A 14,746-nucleotide genomic window follows, 5' to 3' on the forward strand; every position below is an offset into this window, starting at 1 on the left:
GTGTAACTCCGCCAATCGGGGCCGGCCTACGATGCTGACATCGAGTGGCCGCGACCGGGAACGGGACCGGCCAGTTGCCGAACAGGCACCGGCCCGCCGCAATCGCGCGCGGCATGGGACCGGCGCCATTGACGAGACGTTTCTCCATGCCTCCATTCGTACGCCGCGCCGCGGCGCGTTTCGGCCTGGGCGGCCCGGGTGCCGCGCCGGCCACCGCCGGCACGGTGCCGCCCACCACGCCTACCACGCTCGCCACGTCCGCCACGTCCGCCACGTCCGCCACGCCCACCACGCCCGCCACGCCCGATACCGGCCTGCAGCAGTCTGCCAGGGCCGCCTTCGCCATCGGCGCGTGCATCGCGCTGGTGTTGAGTGCCGGCCACGCCATCGATGCGCCGCCGGCGCTGGTCTGGGCCGCGGCGCTGGTGCTGTCCACCGTGTGCTGCTGGGCGCTCGGCGCCTTGCCCGAGCCCACCGCCACGCTGCTGTTCTTCCTGTGCGCGGTGGTGTTCCATATCGCGCCGCCCAAGGTGGTGTTCAGCGGTTTCGCCTCGCCCGCATGGTGGCTGATGTTCGGCGGCGCGGTCACCGGCGTGGCGCTGCGCAACAGCGGGCTGGCGCTGCGGCTGGCCGATGTTATCTTCCAGCGCCGGATGCACGGCTATCCGCAACTGGTCGCGCTGGTGGCGGTCAGCGCCGTAGGCCTGGCGGTCCTGATGCCGTCCACCACCGGCCGCGTGCTGCTGCTGATCCCGATCGTGCTGGCGCTGGCGGACCGTGTGGGCCTGGCTCCGGGCTCCAACGGCCGCATCGGCCTTGTGCTGACGGTGGCCGCGGCCAGCTATATGCCGCCGACCACCATCCTGCCGGCCAATATTCCCAACAGCGTGCTGCTGGGTGCGGCCAGTTCGCTGTACGGCATCAACCTCAGCTACGGCAGTTACCTGCTGCTGCACTTCCCGGTGCTGGGCCTGCTCAAGACCGTGGTGCTGGTCTGGCTGGTGTGCCGGCTGTTCCCGCACGACGCGCCGCTGGTGGCGGCGCCTGCGGCAGTGCGCGCGCCAATGGGCCTGCAGGAGCGGCTGCTGGCGGTCATCCTGGCGATCGCCGTGGTGGGGTTTGCCACCGATGCGCTGCATGGCGTCTCGCCGGCGTGGATCGCGCTGGCCGCGGGCATCGTATGCCTGCTGCCGGGCGTGGGCCTGGTCTCGTCCAAAGCGCTGGCCGAGCAGGTCCACCTGGTGCCGTTGCTCTATGTGGCGGGCTTCCTCGGGCTTGGCGCGGTGGTGGAGTCGACCGGACTGGGCACTGCCGTCAGCCACGCGCTGCTGCACTGGCTGCAGCTGACGCCGGGGAACACGATGGTGAACGTTAGCGCGCTCGGGGCCGTCGGCGCCAGCATGGGACTGATGACCACGCTGCCGAGCCTGCCGGCCGTGTTGTCTCCCCTGGCGCGGGAGTTTGCCAGCGCCACCGGCTTGCCGCTGGAAACGGTGCTGATGCTGCAGGTGCCGGTGTTCTCCACGGTGTTCTTCCCGTACCAGTCGCCGCCGATCGTGATCGCAATGCAGCTGGGCGGGGTCGGGCTGCGCCATGGCACGCGGCTCTGCCTGGCGCTGGCGGCCATCACGGTGCTGGTGTTGCTGCCGCTGGATTACCTGTGGTGGCGGCTGCTCGGGTACCTGCCCTGAGCCAGCGGGTGGTGTTGGACGGATGCCGACAGCTTTTGGCTGACCGTCGGTCTTTCGCCAACGAGTTACCTTCGGATTGACCCGGGAAAGTGCGTCACGCCGCGCTGCAGGCGACGTGGTGGTGGTGGCACGGTCATTGCGGATCAGGCAGCGAGCGCGGCGCCGATGCTCGTTGTCCCACCCGCCAGCAATGGCTTCCCGGAGAACTCCGATGAATCCCCAATCCCCCTGCCAACGCGGGCAGGCCGCGTCGCGCCCGCAAAAGAAACTGGTTCACCGTACACGCCGCGCTGTCGTGCTGCTGCGCGTACTGGGGCTGTGCCTGAACAGCGTCGCCTGCGCACAGGCCGAGGCCCCGCAGCCGGTCGCTCCCGCGGCAGTGGCTGTTATCCCCGAACAGAAATTCGCCCCCGGCTACCTCGAGGCCGTGTCCACCGGCTATGACAATGGCGTGGCATGGCAGGAACCGGAAGGCATCGCGCCGCTGCGGCAGCCGCGCGACGTGCGTGGGCCGGCTGCGGGAGATGCCGGCGCGGCGGTGCGACCGGTCGCGGCAAAGCCGCCGGTCCGTTGAGCGGGGTCCGAGGGAGTCAGTGAGGGATTTGCGATTCTCGGTTGGGATCTGCCTACAATGCGTCACACCGGCCATTGCAGCCCCGACCATGGACATCGAACTCGCCCGCACCTTCCTGCAAGTCGTGCGTACCGGCAGCCTGCTGGCGGCCGCTGACAAGCTGCACGTCACGCAAACCGCGGTAACGGCCCGGATCAAGAGCCTGGAGTCGCAGCTGAACTGCCGGCTGTTCGAGCGCAACAAGGCCGGCGCGCGCCTGACCGCCGATGGCCAGCGTTTCCTGGGCTATGCCAGCCAGCTGGTGCAGACCTGGGAGGCGGCGTGCCGCGAGTTGCCGCTGCCGGCGGGGCTGGAAAGCCTGTTCCGCTTTGGCGCGGAGATCAGCCTGGGCAATCCGCTGGTGCTGCTTTGGGCCACGCGCATGCGCCAGCAGATGGCGGCGCTGGCGGTGCGTGCTGAAGTGGGGGAGGGCGAGGCACTGCAGTACAAGCTGCAGTCGGGCACGCTCGACGCGGCGCTGGTCTACCAGCCGGAGTACGCGCCCGGCATGCATGTCGAGGCGCTGATGGAAGAAAAGCTGATCCTGATCCGCTCGACCCAGCGCGACGGCCCCTATGTCCACGTCGACTGGGGCCCGGAGTTCCGGCGCCAGCATGACAGCGTGCTGCCCCAGCATGCGCGCGCGTCGCTGTACTTCAACCTGGGGCCGCTGGCGTTGCAGTACATCCTGCAGTTCGGGGGCAGCGGCTATTTCCGCACGCGGGTCGTGCAGAGCTACCTGGACAGCGGCGTGCTGACGCGCGTCGACAGCGAATCGGAATTCTCGTATCCGGTGTTCCTGGTGTGCGCCAGGAAGCCAGCCGGCACGACGCAGGAGGCTGTCCGCATCCTGCGCGATATCGTGCGCGAAGAATCTGACTGGTCGCAGCGCTGGGACGTGCCGCTGTAGCAGGCGCCACTGGCATCAGGCGCGCACCGGTACGGCCTGTGCCGCCAGGACCGGCCATCCCGCGGCAGGCACCAGCCGGTATTGCCGCACGCGCTTGCCGCCGCGCGGCCGGCGTGGCGGCCTCGGTTCCAGGCCGGCAAAGCGGCCATGCCGCTGCGCGCGCTCGAATACCGGTTCCGGTACCCGCGTGCCGATCAGCCAGGTGACGGTGCCTCCCAGCGCCACCAGCGCCAGCGCCAGCGCAATCCAGAGGACGGCTTCCATGGTTTCCCGCTCCATCGAATAGGTGTCTGTGCTTCCAGTATTGGCACAAAGCATGCCCGCGGGTAAATGAAAGTTATCGTCGGTTCATATCAATATATTTGCATTGAATCGCTTGTGCCGGCAAAACCGGCATGCCCGCGGCTTGTAGAAAAATCATCTTTTCCGACGAACCTGAGGCACGCGGCACGGCAGACACTCAACCGATCCGCACACCACACCGAAAGGGGACTCCAGCCATGCAACGCCTGATCTTCGAAGCCGAACACGACGCCTTCCGCGAATCCGCCCGCCGCTTCTACCAGCGCGAGGTCGGGCCGCACGGCGAGCGCTGGCGCGAGCAGGGCTGCGTCGACCGCGAGGTGTTCCGCAAGGCCGGCGAGCAGGGCTACCTGCTGATGTGGGCCGACGAGAAATACGGCGGCGCCGGCGTCGATGATTTCCGCTATGAGCAGATCCTGATCGAGGAAAACGCGCGCCATGGCGACTCCGGCTTCTTCGGCACGCTGCATTCGCGCCTGGTGGCGCCGTATGTCGGCCGCATCGGCAATGAAGAGCAGCGCCTGCGCCTGCTGCCGGCCGCGGCGCGCGGCGAGGCCATCTTCGCCATCGCCATGACCGAGCCGCAGACCGGTTCCGACCTGGCCGGCATCCGCACCCGGGCCGAGGACCGCGGCGACCACTGGGTGCTGAACGGCGCCAAGACCTATATCTCCAACGGCCAGCTGGCCGACTACGTGGTGGTGGTGGCGCGCACCGATCCCGAGCGCAGCCACGGCCTGACCCTGTTTATCGTCGAGCGCGGCATGCCGGGCTTCGAGCGCGGCCGCAAGCTGCGCAAGATGGGGCTGCATTCGCAGGACACCTCCGAGTTGTTCTTCGACAACGTCAAGGTGCCCAAGGCCAATGTGCTCGGCGAACCGGGCCAGGCCTTCCGCTACCTGACCCGGCACCTGGCCGAGGAACGGCTGATCGGCGCCTGCGGCTACATGGCGTCCGCGCAGGTGGCGTTCGACCTGACGCTCGACTACGTCAAGGAGCGCAAGGCCTTCGGCCGGCCGATCGGCACCTTCCAGAACTCGCGCTTCAAGCTGGCCGAGCTGCGCGCCCAGCTCGACGCCATCCAGACCTTCGTCGACCAGTGCGTGCTGCAGCACAACGCGGGCACGCTGACGGTGGAGACGGCGGCGTCGGCCAAGCTCCTGACTTCCGAGCTGCAGGGCCGCGTGGTGGACGAGGGCGTGCAGCTGCACGGCGGGGCCGGCTATATGGAGGAGTACCGCATCTGCCGGATGTATTCAGATGCCCGGATCTCGCGCATCTACGCCGGCAGCAGCGAAATCATGAAAGAGATCATCGGACGCAGCCTCGGGCTGGACGATCGCGTCAAGGCATAGGCACCCCGCAGGGCGAAGGCCGAATAGCGGCCCGGAAGCAGCCGACCCACGCGTCGGCCGCTTCCGGGCCGTTTGCCGTTTTTCTTCGCCGCCACGCCGCGGAACTTGGGGTTTTCACGCAGTTAAAGGCTTTTGTCAGGGATATGAAAGCCGTTTGTAATGCGATTCGGTTTGAATGCCGTCGGGAGATCGTGTCCGGGTGGCGTCTAAAGCATCAGGACAGCAGGCGAGGGCGCGGCAAGACAGCCCGGCCGAGCGACCGCGGAGGCGGCTGGCCGACGGATGAAAATTCATCGGTCGGTGCACCGTTCGGTGGGCACGGTCGTTTACCGCAGACCGCTGACCGCAAACCGCATTCGAACCGAGCCAGACTGACCGTGCCTGTTGTCTTTACCCGTGCCGCCGCGGGAACCCTGCTCCTGCTGGGTGCTCTCGCCAGACCCGCGGCCAGCATTGCCGCCGAACCCCAGCCTTCGGCGGATACCGCCGATGCCGCCGCTCCCTGCACGCCACCGCCCGCCGGCGCCACGCTGACGCTGGCCCAGGTGCGCCTGGACGCGCTGCGCTGCAACCGCACCATCATCGCCGCGCGGCGCGGCGTGGAAGCCAGCCAGGCCGATGTGCAGATTGCATCGCAGCGGCCCAACCCGGTGCTGAGCCTGGGGGTCGAGAACATCAATCCGCACGCCGGCGTTGGCTCCGGCAACCTGCGCAGCAAGACGGTGGACTCCAAGCTGCGCGTCGACCAGCTCGTCGAAACCGCCAACAAGGGCAACCTGCGCGTGGACGCCGCGCGCAAGGCCAGCGCCGCGGCGGGCGAAGTGGTGCAGGCCGTGGTGGCGCAGCAGACCGCCGCGGTCGAGCAGGCCTTCTTCGAGGCGCTGGTCAGCCAGGAACGCGTGGCGGTGCTCCGGGAAACGCTGGGTTTGTACGAGCGCACCCGCCAGGCCAGCGAAACGCGCCTGAGGGCGGGCGACGTGGCGCGCGCCGACGTGAACAAGCTGCAGCTCGACGTCCTGCGCTCGCAGAACGACATGCGCCAGGCCATGACCGACCACTACAGCGACAAGGCCGCGCTGGCGCAGGCGATGGGGGTTCCGGGCACGCTGTCGGATAACCGGCTGGTCGCCGACTGGCCGGCGCTCGATACGCCGGCGCCGCAACCTGATCCCTACCTGCTCGAGCGCCGCCCCGACGTGACCGCCGCCGAGGCGCGGCTGGCAGCGGCCGCCGCCTCGCGCGACCTGGCCCGCGCGGGACGCGTGCCCGACGTGACCATTGGGGCGCAGGCCGAGCACTATCCGGTCTCCCCCACCAATTCGTATGGCACCGGCAACAGCTTCGGCGTGTTCCTGACGATCCCGCTGTTCGTGCGCCATCGCAACGGCGGCGAGGCACGCCGCGCCGAAGTCGACTACTACGCCGCGCTGGACGACCGCAACCGCGTGATGCTGGAGGCCGGCAACGAAATCGACCGGCTGCGCAGCCAGCTCGAAACCGCGCGCCAGTCGCTGCGCCAGATGCGCGACGAGGTGCTGCCCGCCGCCGAAAGCGTCGCCGGCAGCGCCGAGTTCGCCTACAACAAGGGCGCCACCGGCGTGCTCGACCTGCTCGACGCGCGCCGCGCGCTGCGCCAGACCCGGCTCGACGCGGTCGAAGCGCAGGGCGCGTACGCCAAGGCGCTGTCGGCCTACCGCGCCGCGTTGCAGACCACTACCACCACGGGCGAGCCCGTGGCCTCGCAGGCACGTCCCTGATCGCAGTTCCAGCGCATTCTTCATGTATCACTTGTCACGCATGTTCCGCCGCACGTCCTGCACCCATCGCCCGCGTTCCACCGCCGTGCCCGCACGGCTGTCTTCCGTCTGCGCCGTGGCGCTGTGCGCGCTGGTGCTCGCCGCCTGCGGCAAGTCCGAGCCGCCCAAGCCCGATGACGATCCCAAGGTCAGCGGCAACACCATCCAGTTCCCGGCCAGCGTGAAATCGCTGCCCGGCATCACCGGCGAACCCGCCAGGTCCGGCGGCGAACGCATGCTGAACCTGCCGGGCCGGCTGGTGTGGAACGAGGACAAGACCGTGCGCGTGTCCACGCCCTTTGCCGGCCGCGTGACCGAGGTCCTGGTGCAGCCCGGCGCCACCGTCAAGGCCGGCCAGCCGCTGGCCAGCCTGACTTCGCCGGACTTCGGCGTGGCCCAGGCCGACGCGCGCAAGGCCGCCGCCGACAGCGCGGTCGCGGCCAAGGCGCTGGCGCGCCAGCGCGAGCTGTACGGCGCCGGCGTCATCGCGCAGAAGGAACTGGAACAGTCGCAGGCCGATGCGGCGCGCGCCGCGGCCGACCTGCAGCGCACGCAGGCGGCGCTGCGCCAGTACGGCGCTGCGGCAGGCAGCGACGGCGTGAACCAGCGCTTCGCGCTGCGCAGCCCGATCGACGGCCTGGTGGTCGAGCGCAACATCAACCAGGGCATGGAGCTGCGCCCCGACCAGCCGCCAGCCGCGCCGCTGTTCCTGATCACCGACCCGACCACGCTGTGGGCGCAGGTCGATGCGGCGGAATCCGACCTCAGCCTGTTCCGCGACGGCGTCATCGTGCAGGTAGTCACCGCCGCCTACCCCGGCGAAACCTTCACCGGCACCGTGGTCAAGATCGCCGACTATGTCGACCCGACCGCGCGCAGCATCAAGGTCCGGCTGAGCGTGCCCAATCCCGGACGCCGCCTGAAGGCCGAGATGTTCGTTACGGCGCGCATGCCCGCGGCATCGTTCGAAGGCATCGCGGTGCCTTCCAAGGCCGTGTTCCTGGCCGACAACCGCAACTATGTCTTCGTGCGCACCGCCCCCAACACCTTCGAGCGCCGCCAGGTGCGCGTGGGCGTGACCATGCCCGGCACTACCGAATTGCTGGAAGGCGTGAAGGAAGCCGAGACCGTGGTGACCGAGGGCAACCTGTACCTGCAGGACATCCTGCGCGATGCCACCGCCCTGAACGCGGCAAGTGCGGCGCGTGCGGCCGACAAGAAGTGAGGACGGCGGCCACATGATCTCTCGCATCGTCAGCTTTGCCCTGCACCAGAAGCTCTTTGTCTGGCTGGGGCTGCTAATCTTCGTCGGCGGCGGCCTGGCCGCGTTCAAGAACCTGCCCATCGAGGCCTTCCCCGACGTTTCCGACATCCAGGTCAACGTCATCACGCTGTACCCCGGCCGCGCCGCGGAAGAAGTCGAGCGGCAGGTCACCATCCCGATCGAGACCGCGCTGGCCGGCACGCCGAATGCGGTGCGGGTGTTCTCGCACACCCAGTTCGGCCTGTCGTTCATGATGGTGACCTTCAATGACAAGGCTACCGACGTGACCGCGCGCCAGCAGATCCTGGAGCGGCTGCGCAGCGTCGACCTGCCCGACGGCGTGCATCCGGACCTGGCGCCGCTGTCCACCGCGATCGGCGAGATCTTCCGTTTCCGCCTGACCGGCAAGGGCTATACGCCGCAGGAACTGCGCACGCTGCAGGACTGGGTGGTGGAGAAGAACCTGCGCCAGGTGCCGGGCGTGGCCGACCTGGTGACGATCGGCGGCACTATCAAGCAGTACGAAGTCAACCCCAACCTGGCGCGCATGCGCGACGCCAGGATCTCGCTGTCGCAGCTGTTCACGGCGCTGCAGCGCGCCAATGCCAACGCCGGCGGTGGCGCGGTCGCGCACGGGCGCCAGCAGTTCCTGCTGCGCTCGCTGGGCAGCTTCCGCACCTCGGCCGATATCGCCAACGTGGTGGTGGCCGAGAACAACGGCACGCCGATCCTGGTCAAGGACATCGCCGACGTGAAGGTCGGCAGCGCGCCGCCGCAGGGCCTGATGGGCCAGGACGACGAGAACGATATCGTCTCGGGCATCGTGGTGATGCGCAAGGGCGAGAACCCTTCCGCAGTGCTGGAAGCATTGAAGGCGAAGATCGAACTGCTGGACGACCAGATCCTGCCCAAGGGCGTGAAGATCGTGCCGTACTACGACCGCTCCACGCTGATCGACAAGACCCTGCACACGGTGTTCGGCAACCTGGTGGAAGGCGCGCTGCTGGTAATGGCGGTGCTGTACCTGTTCCTGGCCAATGTGCGCGCCGCCGCCATCGTGGCGCTGATCATTCCGCTGGCGCTGATGTCGACCTTCATCGGGCTGACGTGGGTGGGCATCCCGGCCAACCTGCTGTCTTTGGGTGCGATGGACTTCGGTATCATCGTCGATGGCGCGGTGATCGTGGTCGAGAACATCTTCAAGCGGCTGGGCGAGCTCAAGGAGCAGCAGATCAAGGACAGCAAGGCGCGCCTGCATGCCATCCTGCAGGCCACCACGGAGGTAGGCCGTCCGACCGTGTTCTCGATGGTCATCATCATCGCCGCGCACGTCCCGATCTTCACGCTGCAGCGGCACGAGGGCAAGATCTTCGCGCCGATGGCCTACACGGTGACGGGGGCGCTGATCGGGTCCCTGATCCTCTCGCTGACACTGGTGCCGCTGCTGTGCCACCTGTTGCTCACGAAGAATATCGCGCACGACGACAACTTCCTGGTGCGTCACTGCAAGCGGCTCTATGAGCCGATGCTGGCCTGGGCGCTGGACCACAAGAAGATGGTGATCGGCACGGCCCTGGGCCTGCTGGTGGCGACCGTAGGCGTGGGCAAGTTCCTCGGCAGCGAATTCCTGCCTGAACTGGACGAAGGCTCGATGTGGGTCAGCTTCGACCTGCCGGCCTCAGTCTCGATCGACGAGGCGCGCGACCAGGCGCGGCTGCTGCGCAGCGTCATCCGCAAGACGCAGGAGGTCAACTCCACCATCTCCAAGGTGGGCCGCCCCGACGACGGCACCGACCCCAAGCTGATCAACACCGTCGAGATCCTGGTCGACCTCAAGCCGGAGAAGCAATGGCGCGATGGCTTCAACAAGCGCGCCATCATTGGCGAGATCGACAAGAACCTGCGCCAGCTCCCCGGCATCGAGCCCAATTTCTCGCAGCCGGTGCGCGACAACATCCTGGAAAGCATCTCGCAGATCAAGGGCCAGATCGTGATCAAGGTGCAGAGCGACAGCCTTGAGCAGAACAAGAAGGTGGCCGACCAGATCCTGGCCAACGTGCAGTCGGTCAAGGGCGTGATGCGCGCCTTTATCGACCGCGACGGCGAGCTGCCGCAATACGTGCTGGAGTTCGACCGCGCCCAGGCGGCACGCTACGGCATCAACGTGGCGGACGTGCAGGACCTGATGGAAACCGCGCTGGCCGGCAAGGCCGCCACCGAGCTGTGGGAAGGCGAGCGCCACTTCAGCGTGGCGGTGCGCCTGAAGCCGTCGGAGCGCGAGCTGCCCAACCTGCCCAATATCTTCATGCAGACGGCCGACGGCGCGCAGGTGCCGCTGTCGCAACTGGTGACGTTCCGCGCGGCGTCGGGCGCGATGAACATCAGCCGCGAGAACGGCCAGCGCACCACCTCGATCGGCATCTTTATCCGCGACCGCGACATGGGCAGCGTAGTCAAGGACATGCAGGCGCTGGTGAAGAAGAACGTCAAGGCCGACGACGTCAAGATCAGCTGGTCGGGCGAGTTCGAGAACCAGGAGCGCGCCATGGCGCGGCTGGCGATCGTGGTGCCGCTGTCGGTGCTGATGATCTTCCTGCTGCTGTTCAACGCGTTCAAGTCGTTCAAGAGCGCCACGCTGATCATCTCGAACATCCCGTTCGCGCTGATCGGCGGCGTGTTCGCGCTGTTCCTGACCGGCATCCCGCTGTCGGTGTCGGCAGCGATCGGCTTTATCGCGCTGTTTGGCCAGGCCGTGCTTAACGGCGTGGTGATGGTGACCTACTTCAACCAGCTGCGCGATGAAGGCATGCCGGTGCGGCAGGCGGTGCTGACTGGTTCGATGGACCGGCTGCGCACGGTGTTGATGACCGCGCTGCTGGCGATGCTGGGCCTGTTCCCGATGGCGATCTCGCGGGCGATCGGCTCGGAGACGCAGCGCCCGCTGGCGATCGTCATCATCGGCGGGCTGATCACGGCCACGGTGCTGACGCTGATCGTGCTGCCGACGCTGTACGAATGGATGGTCGGCCGCAACTGGCCGGACGAAGAGGGCGAAGCGACTGACGAGAACAAGCTGACGCCGTCGATTTCGGGCTGAGGCTGTTTCATTGTTCACCGGTTCGCGCCCCTCTCCCGCATGCGGGAGAGGGGCGCCTGCTTCAGGCGCTATTTCCTTCCTGCCAGCGTGCCTGTCTGCCACGCCAGACATGGCGACCCCGCCCAGTCCCATCCCCGCAACCCATTGCATACCCCAAGTGCTCGCGCCGGACCCTGGTGTCGGAATCGTCTGACGTACCTTTCGGAACCCCACGCCTGCTTCCGGGACCCCCCGGCTCCTACTCTGTACTTACGGCGTGGCCAGCAGCATAGCCGCCGGCCTCTCATGCGTACCCTTACGCAAACAACCGGAAAGGAGCCCGACATGATGAAGAAATGGCTGACCGCAGCAGTATGTTCGATGATGGTTGCCGCCCCGGCAGGTTTCGCCCTCGCGCAGACGGCGCCGGCTGGATCCAAGGCCGACTATGACGCGGCTGTCAAGCAGGCAGACGCGGACTACAAGGCTGCCACTGCCAAGTGCGATGGCATGAAGGACAACGCCAAGGACGTCTGCAAGGCCGAAGCCAAGCGCGACCGTGACGTGGTCAAGGCCCAGGCCGAAGCCAAGCGCGACGGCACGCAAAAGTCGTTGGCCAAGGCCGAGAAGACCAAGGCTGACCGCGACTACGACGTTGCCAAGGAAATGTGCGACGACAAGAAGGGCAACGACAAGGACGTTTGCAAGAAGGACGCCAAGGCATCTCATGAAAAAGCCCTGACCGCAGCCAAGGTCGACAAGGCCGCGGCGACCGGCTCGCGCACCGATGTGGCGGAAGCCCGCGCTGATGCCAAGAAGGACACCATGGACGCCGCTTACAAGGCCGACAAGGAACGTTGCGACGCGCTGTCCGGCGATACCAAGGACAAGTGCCAGGCTGACGTGAAGGCCAAGTACGGCAAGTAAGTCGGGCAAGCAAGTCGGGCAAGCAAGTCGCCCGGTAAGCCCTCGCAAGCCGACTCGCGCTGCGAACGGCTGGCAGACCACTCATCGAAGCAATGGCGGAAGGACCCTCGGTCCTTCCGCCCCGCATGAAGGAGCACAACATGAACTGGGACCAGATCGAAGGCAAGTGGGAACAAGCCAAGGGCAAGGTCAAGGAAAAGTGGGGCAAGCTCACCGACGATGACATCGCGCAGATCAACGGCAAGCGCGACCAGCTCGCCGGCCGCATCCAGGAGCGCTATGGCTATACCAAGGAGCGCACCGAGGAAGAAATGAAGGCGTGGGAGAACGACTCCCGCTGGTAAGCCCGCCGGGAGGCAGTCGCCATACCGGCTGCAGCAGACGGCGGGGCGCTATCAGGCGCCCCGCCGTTTTTTTTCGGGCTTCACTTGATACCCCCAATACGTGGGGTGATCTGTACTGCATTAAGTGGGCGTTAGCTCTGTATGCAAGGAAATGATGCACGCATCACGCGCGGACGGCATAACATGTCGCGTCGCGCAGCAACGCCATGGTTGGCGCCGCCGGTTGCTGCGCTCCCGCCTGGCTTGTCCGGCCTGTACCCGCTCTGCGCATGTACGCTGCCCTGCCTGCCTTCGTCTCGTCCATCTTCCTCGGTTACGGCCTCTATGTGCTGGTGACCAAGGGCGTCACGCGCGTATCGGCATCGTTCTTCCTGCTGTGCGTGACCACCTTTGCCTGGCAGGGCACCTGGGTCTTCCTGTTCCAGGCGACGCATCCCGACGTGGCGCTGCTGCTGGCCCGTTTGGGTTACCTGTTCATCCTGTTCCTGCCGACGACGTTCTACCACTTCATCGCCGAAGTGACCGAGCGCCGCCAGGAGCGGCCGCTGCTGCTGGCGTCCTATGCGCTCAGCCTGGTGCTGGCGGTGCTGCTTCTGACTACCGGGCAGGTGATATCGGGTTACTACACGTATTTCTTCGGCGACTATCCCAAGGCCGGGCCGCTGCATCCGCTGCACCTGGCGCAGACCGCGCTGGTCGCGCTGCGCAGTGCCTGGATCCTGGCCGAGGCCCGCCGCAACGCTGCCGCCGAACGCCGCAAGCGCTACAACCTGTGCCTGGTCGCGGTGGCGCTGTACTCGCTGGCGGCGGTCGACTACCTGGTCAACTACGGCGTGGCCTTCTACCCGCCGGGCGTGGTGTTCGTGGCGGCGAGCCTGGGCATCCTCGCCGTCAGCGTGGTGCGCTACGACCTGATGCATCCGTATTCGCTGGCGGCCACGGTCGCGCATGAAGTGCGCACGCCGCTGGCGACCATCCGCATGCAGGCGCAGGAACTGGCGCGTACCTGGCCACAGGTGCTGCAGGGCTACCAGCTGGCGGTCGAGCAGGGACTGTGCGAAGACCGCATGCGTCCCGGGCAGCTCGAGCGCGTGTCGAGCCTGGTTGGCGCGATCACGCGCGAGGTCGACGGCACCAGTACCGTAATCGACATGGCGCTGGCCTCGGTCACGCTCGAGCGGCTGGACCGCAGCACCTTCGCGCCGCACGGCATCGCCGACTGCGTCCACGCCGCGCTGGAGCGCTACCCGTTCCAGGGCGACGAACGTGGCTGCGTGCAAGTGCGCGGCATCGACGCCGGCTGGCGGTTTGTCGGTTCCGACACGCTGCTGGTCTATGTGCTGTTCAACCTGATCAAGAATGCGCTGCACGCGATCCGCGCCACCGGCGGCGGGCACATCGACATCACCGGTGCGACCGAAGGGCAGTACCACGTGATCCGCTTCCGCGACTCCGGCCCCGGCATCGCGGCCGACGTGCTGCCGCGCATCTTCGAGCCGTTTTTCTCGACCAAGGCGCATGGCCTGGGCGCCGGCCTCGGGCTGGCGTTTTGCCGGCGCGTGATCGAGACCTTCGGCGGCCGCATCGAGTGCGAATCGCTGCCCACGGTGCACACCACCTTCACGCTGCGGCTGCCGCGTTTCACCGCCATGGCCGACAGCCAGCTGCGCACCAGCACCGCCGGCTGAACCACGCCGGCGGTACGTGTCCTACTGCATTGTTTGCTGCATGTCAGCGGATGTCATCGGATGTCAGGCGGGCGCTGACGCATGCCGCGCCGCCGCGGCTTCAGCTGGCGAACCTGGGCATCGCCAGCTCATATTCCTTCACCCGTTCGATGATGCCCGCCGGGAAGCGCGTGATGCGCTTCTGCCGGTCGGCAAACACGATCTGCTGGTACCCCAGCGACACCGGCTTGCCGCCGACGCAGAAGCGGAACAGCAGGTAGGCCGAGCACTGGCGCACCTGGAAGGTGTTCAGGTAGCAGTCCACGCGCTGGAACGGGAAGGTTTCCTCGACATACTCCTGGTGCGCGCGCTTGGTCACGAAGACGCCGCCCGCGGCCAGCAGGTTGTCGTGGATGCATTCATGGAACCACCGCTCGCGGCAGATACCCTGCCATTCGAAATAGCGGGCGAAGTAAGTATTCATGAAGGCATTGGAATCCTTGAGGTAGATGTCGATTGCATGGTGGAACGTCTTGTGTCCGCCCGCATCGAGCGAGCCTGGCTCCGGCATGGCCGTCGCGTGGTTCAGGACTTGGGGGATCACGTCTCGCATCAACATGAGTTGACTCCTTGAAAGGGCTGCAGGCGGCAGCCACGCCTGCCCCGGGGAGGTCGGGGCATGCTGGCATTCTGGCCGGATGCGGTGGGCTGATGTGCATGATGTGGCACGCCGTGGGGCTGCGGTGTGGCGTGGGACGTACGCTGATATAGTCGCCGATGACAACCCGCTAACCTGCACA

The 14,746-nt window shown here is 67.0% G+C and carries 12 protein-coding genes; 10 read left to right on the top strand and 2 right to left on the bottom strand.

Annotated elements, in window-relative coordinates:
• The first annotated feature begins 146 nt into the window (after positions 1-146).
• The 3 genes from CTP10_RS19090 (at position 147) to CTP10_RS19100 (ending at position 3,214) form a co-directional block, all read left to right on the top strand.
• Positions 147-1,691 carry an SLC13 family permease gene (locus CTP10_RS19090; protein ID WP_116318732.1) on the top strand — a complete coding sequence of 515 codons (1,545 nt, stop codon included), beginning with the start codon at positions 147-149 and terminating at the stop codon, positions 1,689-1,691.
• A gap of 211 nt (positions 1,692-1,902) precedes the next feature.
• Positions 1,903-2,265 carry a hypothetical protein gene (locus tag CTP10_RS19095; protein WP_233528075.1) on the top strand — a complete coding sequence of 121 codons (363 nt, stop codon included), beginning with the start codon at positions 1,903-1,905 and terminating at the stop codon, positions 2,263-2,265.
• An 88-nt stretch (positions 2,266-2,353) separates the two neighbouring features.
• Positions 2,354-3,214, top strand: coding sequence for a LysR family transcriptional regulator (locus tag CTP10_RS19100; protein WP_116318731.1), 861 nt, complete (start codon positions 2,354-2,356; stop codon positions 3,212-3,214).
• 15 nt (positions 3,215-3,229) lie between these two features.
• On the opposite strand, the gene CTP10_RS19105 is transcribed toward CTP10_RS19100, so the two are convergent.
• Positions 3,230-3,478 carry a hypothetical protein gene (locus tag CTP10_RS19105; RefSeq protein ID WP_116318730.1) on the bottom strand — a complete coding sequence of 83 codons (249 nt, stop codon included), beginning with the start codon at positions 3,476-3,478 and terminating at the stop codon, positions 3,230-3,232.
• A gap of 236 nt (positions 3,479-3,714) precedes the next feature.
• Here CTP10_RS19105 and CTP10_RS19110 point away from each other — a divergent pair, with 236 nt between their 5' ends.
• The 7 genes from CTP10_RS19110 (at position 3,715) to CTP10_RS19140 (ending at position 13,967) form a co-directional block, all read left to right on the top strand.
• Positions 3,715-4,872: an acyl-CoA dehydrogenase family protein gene (locus CTP10_RS19110; protein ID WP_116318729.1), complete on the top strand. Its 1,158-nt coding sequence runs from the start codon at positions 3,715-3,717 to the stop codon at positions 4,870-4,872.
• Between the two features lie 377 nt (positions 4,873-5,249).
• Positions 5,250-6,629 (top strand): TolC family protein, encoded by a 1,380-nt coding sequence (locus CTP10_RS19115; protein ID WP_116318728.1) that lies wholly within the window; start codon positions 5,250-5,252, stop codon positions 6,627-6,629.
• A gap of 40 nt (positions 6,630-6,669) precedes the next feature.
• On the top strand, positions 6,670-7,893 hold the full coding sequence (locus CTP10_RS19120; RefSeq protein ID WP_116318727.1) for an efflux RND transporter periplasmic adaptor subunit: 1,224 nt from the start codon (positions 6,670-6,672) through the stop codon (positions 7,891-7,893).
• A 13-nt stretch (positions 7,894-7,906) separates the two neighbouring features.
• Positions 7,907-11,029, top strand: coding sequence for an efflux RND transporter permease subunit (locus CTP10_RS19125; protein ID WP_116318726.1), 3,123 nt, complete (start codon positions 7,907-7,909; stop codon positions 11,027-11,029).
• Positions 11,030-11,353: 324 nt separating this feature from the next.
• The gene (locus tag CTP10_RS19130; RefSeq protein ID WP_116318725.1) at positions 11,354-11,935 is read left to right on the top strand and encodes a hypothetical protein; all 582 of its coding nucleotides are present in this window, start codon (positions 11,354-11,356) and stop codon (positions 11,933-11,935) included.
• 140 nt (positions 11,936-12,075) lie between these two features.
• A complete protein-coding gene (locus CTP10_RS19135; protein WP_116318724.1) occupies positions 12,076-12,279 on the top strand; it encodes a CsbD family protein in 204 nt (67 codons plus the stop codon).
• Positions 12,280-12,548: 269 nt separating this feature from the next.
• Positions 12,549-13,967, top strand: coding sequence for a sensor histidine kinase (locus CTP10_RS19140; protein WP_116318723.1), 1,419 nt, complete (start codon positions 12,549-12,551; stop codon positions 13,965-13,967).
• 100 nt (positions 13,968-14,067) lie between these two features.
• Here the strand turns inward: CTP10_RS19140 and CTP10_RS19145 are convergent, their stop codons facing one another.
• The gene (locus tag CTP10_RS19145; RefSeq protein ID WP_116318722.1) at positions 14,068-14,565 is read right to left on the bottom strand and encodes an acyl-CoA thioesterase; all 498 of its coding nucleotides are present in this window, start codon (positions 14,563-14,565) and stop codon (positions 14,068-14,070) included.
• Positions 14,566-14,746: the final 181 nt, after the last annotated feature.

The sequence above is a fragment of the Cupriavidus sp. P-10 genome (assembly GCF_003402535.2).
Taxonomy (GTDB): domain Bacteria; phylum Pseudomonadota; class Gammaproteobacteria; order Burkholderiales; family Burkholderiaceae; genus Cupriavidus.

Coding starts and splice junctions, on each gene's coding strand:
- CTP10_RS19135 (WP_116318724.1), top strand. CDS start 12,076: ATGAACTGGGACCAGATCGAAGGCAAGTGGGAACAAGCCAAGGGCAAG.
- CTP10_RS19090 (WP_116318732.1), top strand. CDS start 147: ATGCCTCCATTCGTACGCCGCGCCGCGGCGCGTTTCGGCCTGGGCGGC.
- CTP10_RS19120 (WP_116318727.1), top strand. CDS start 6,670: ATGTTCCGCCGCACGTCCTGCACCCATCGCCCGCGTTCCACCGCCGTG.
- CTP10_RS19105 (WP_116318730.1), bottom strand. CDS start 3,478: ATGGAAGCCGTCCTCTGGATTGCGCTGGCGCTGGCGCTGGTGGCGCTG.
- CTP10_RS19140 (WP_116318723.1), top strand. CDS start 12,549: ATGTACGCTGCCCTGCCTGCCTTCGTCTCGTCCATCTTCCTCGGTTAC.
- CTP10_RS19130 (WP_116318725.1), top strand. CDS start 11,354: ATGATGAAGAAATGGCTGACCGCAGCAGTATGTTCGATGATGGTTGCC.
- CTP10_RS19125 (WP_116318726.1), top strand. CDS start 7,907: ATGATCTCTCGCATCGTCAGCTTTGCCCTGCACCAGAAGCTCTTTGTC.
- CTP10_RS19110 (WP_116318729.1), top strand. CDS start 3,715: ATGCAACGCCTGATCTTCGAAGCCGAACACGACGCCTTCCGCGAATCC.
- CTP10_RS19100 (WP_116318731.1), top strand. CDS start 2,354: ATGGACATCGAACTCGCCCGCACCTTCCTGCAAGTCGTGCGTACCGGC.
- CTP10_RS19095 (WP_233528075.1), top strand. CDS start 1,903: ATGAATCCCCAATCCCCCTGCCAACGCGGGCAGGCCGCGTCGCGCCCG.
- CTP10_RS19145 (WP_116318722.1), bottom strand. CDS start 14,565: ATGTTGATGCGAGACGTGATCCCCCAAGTCCTGAACCACGCGACGGCC.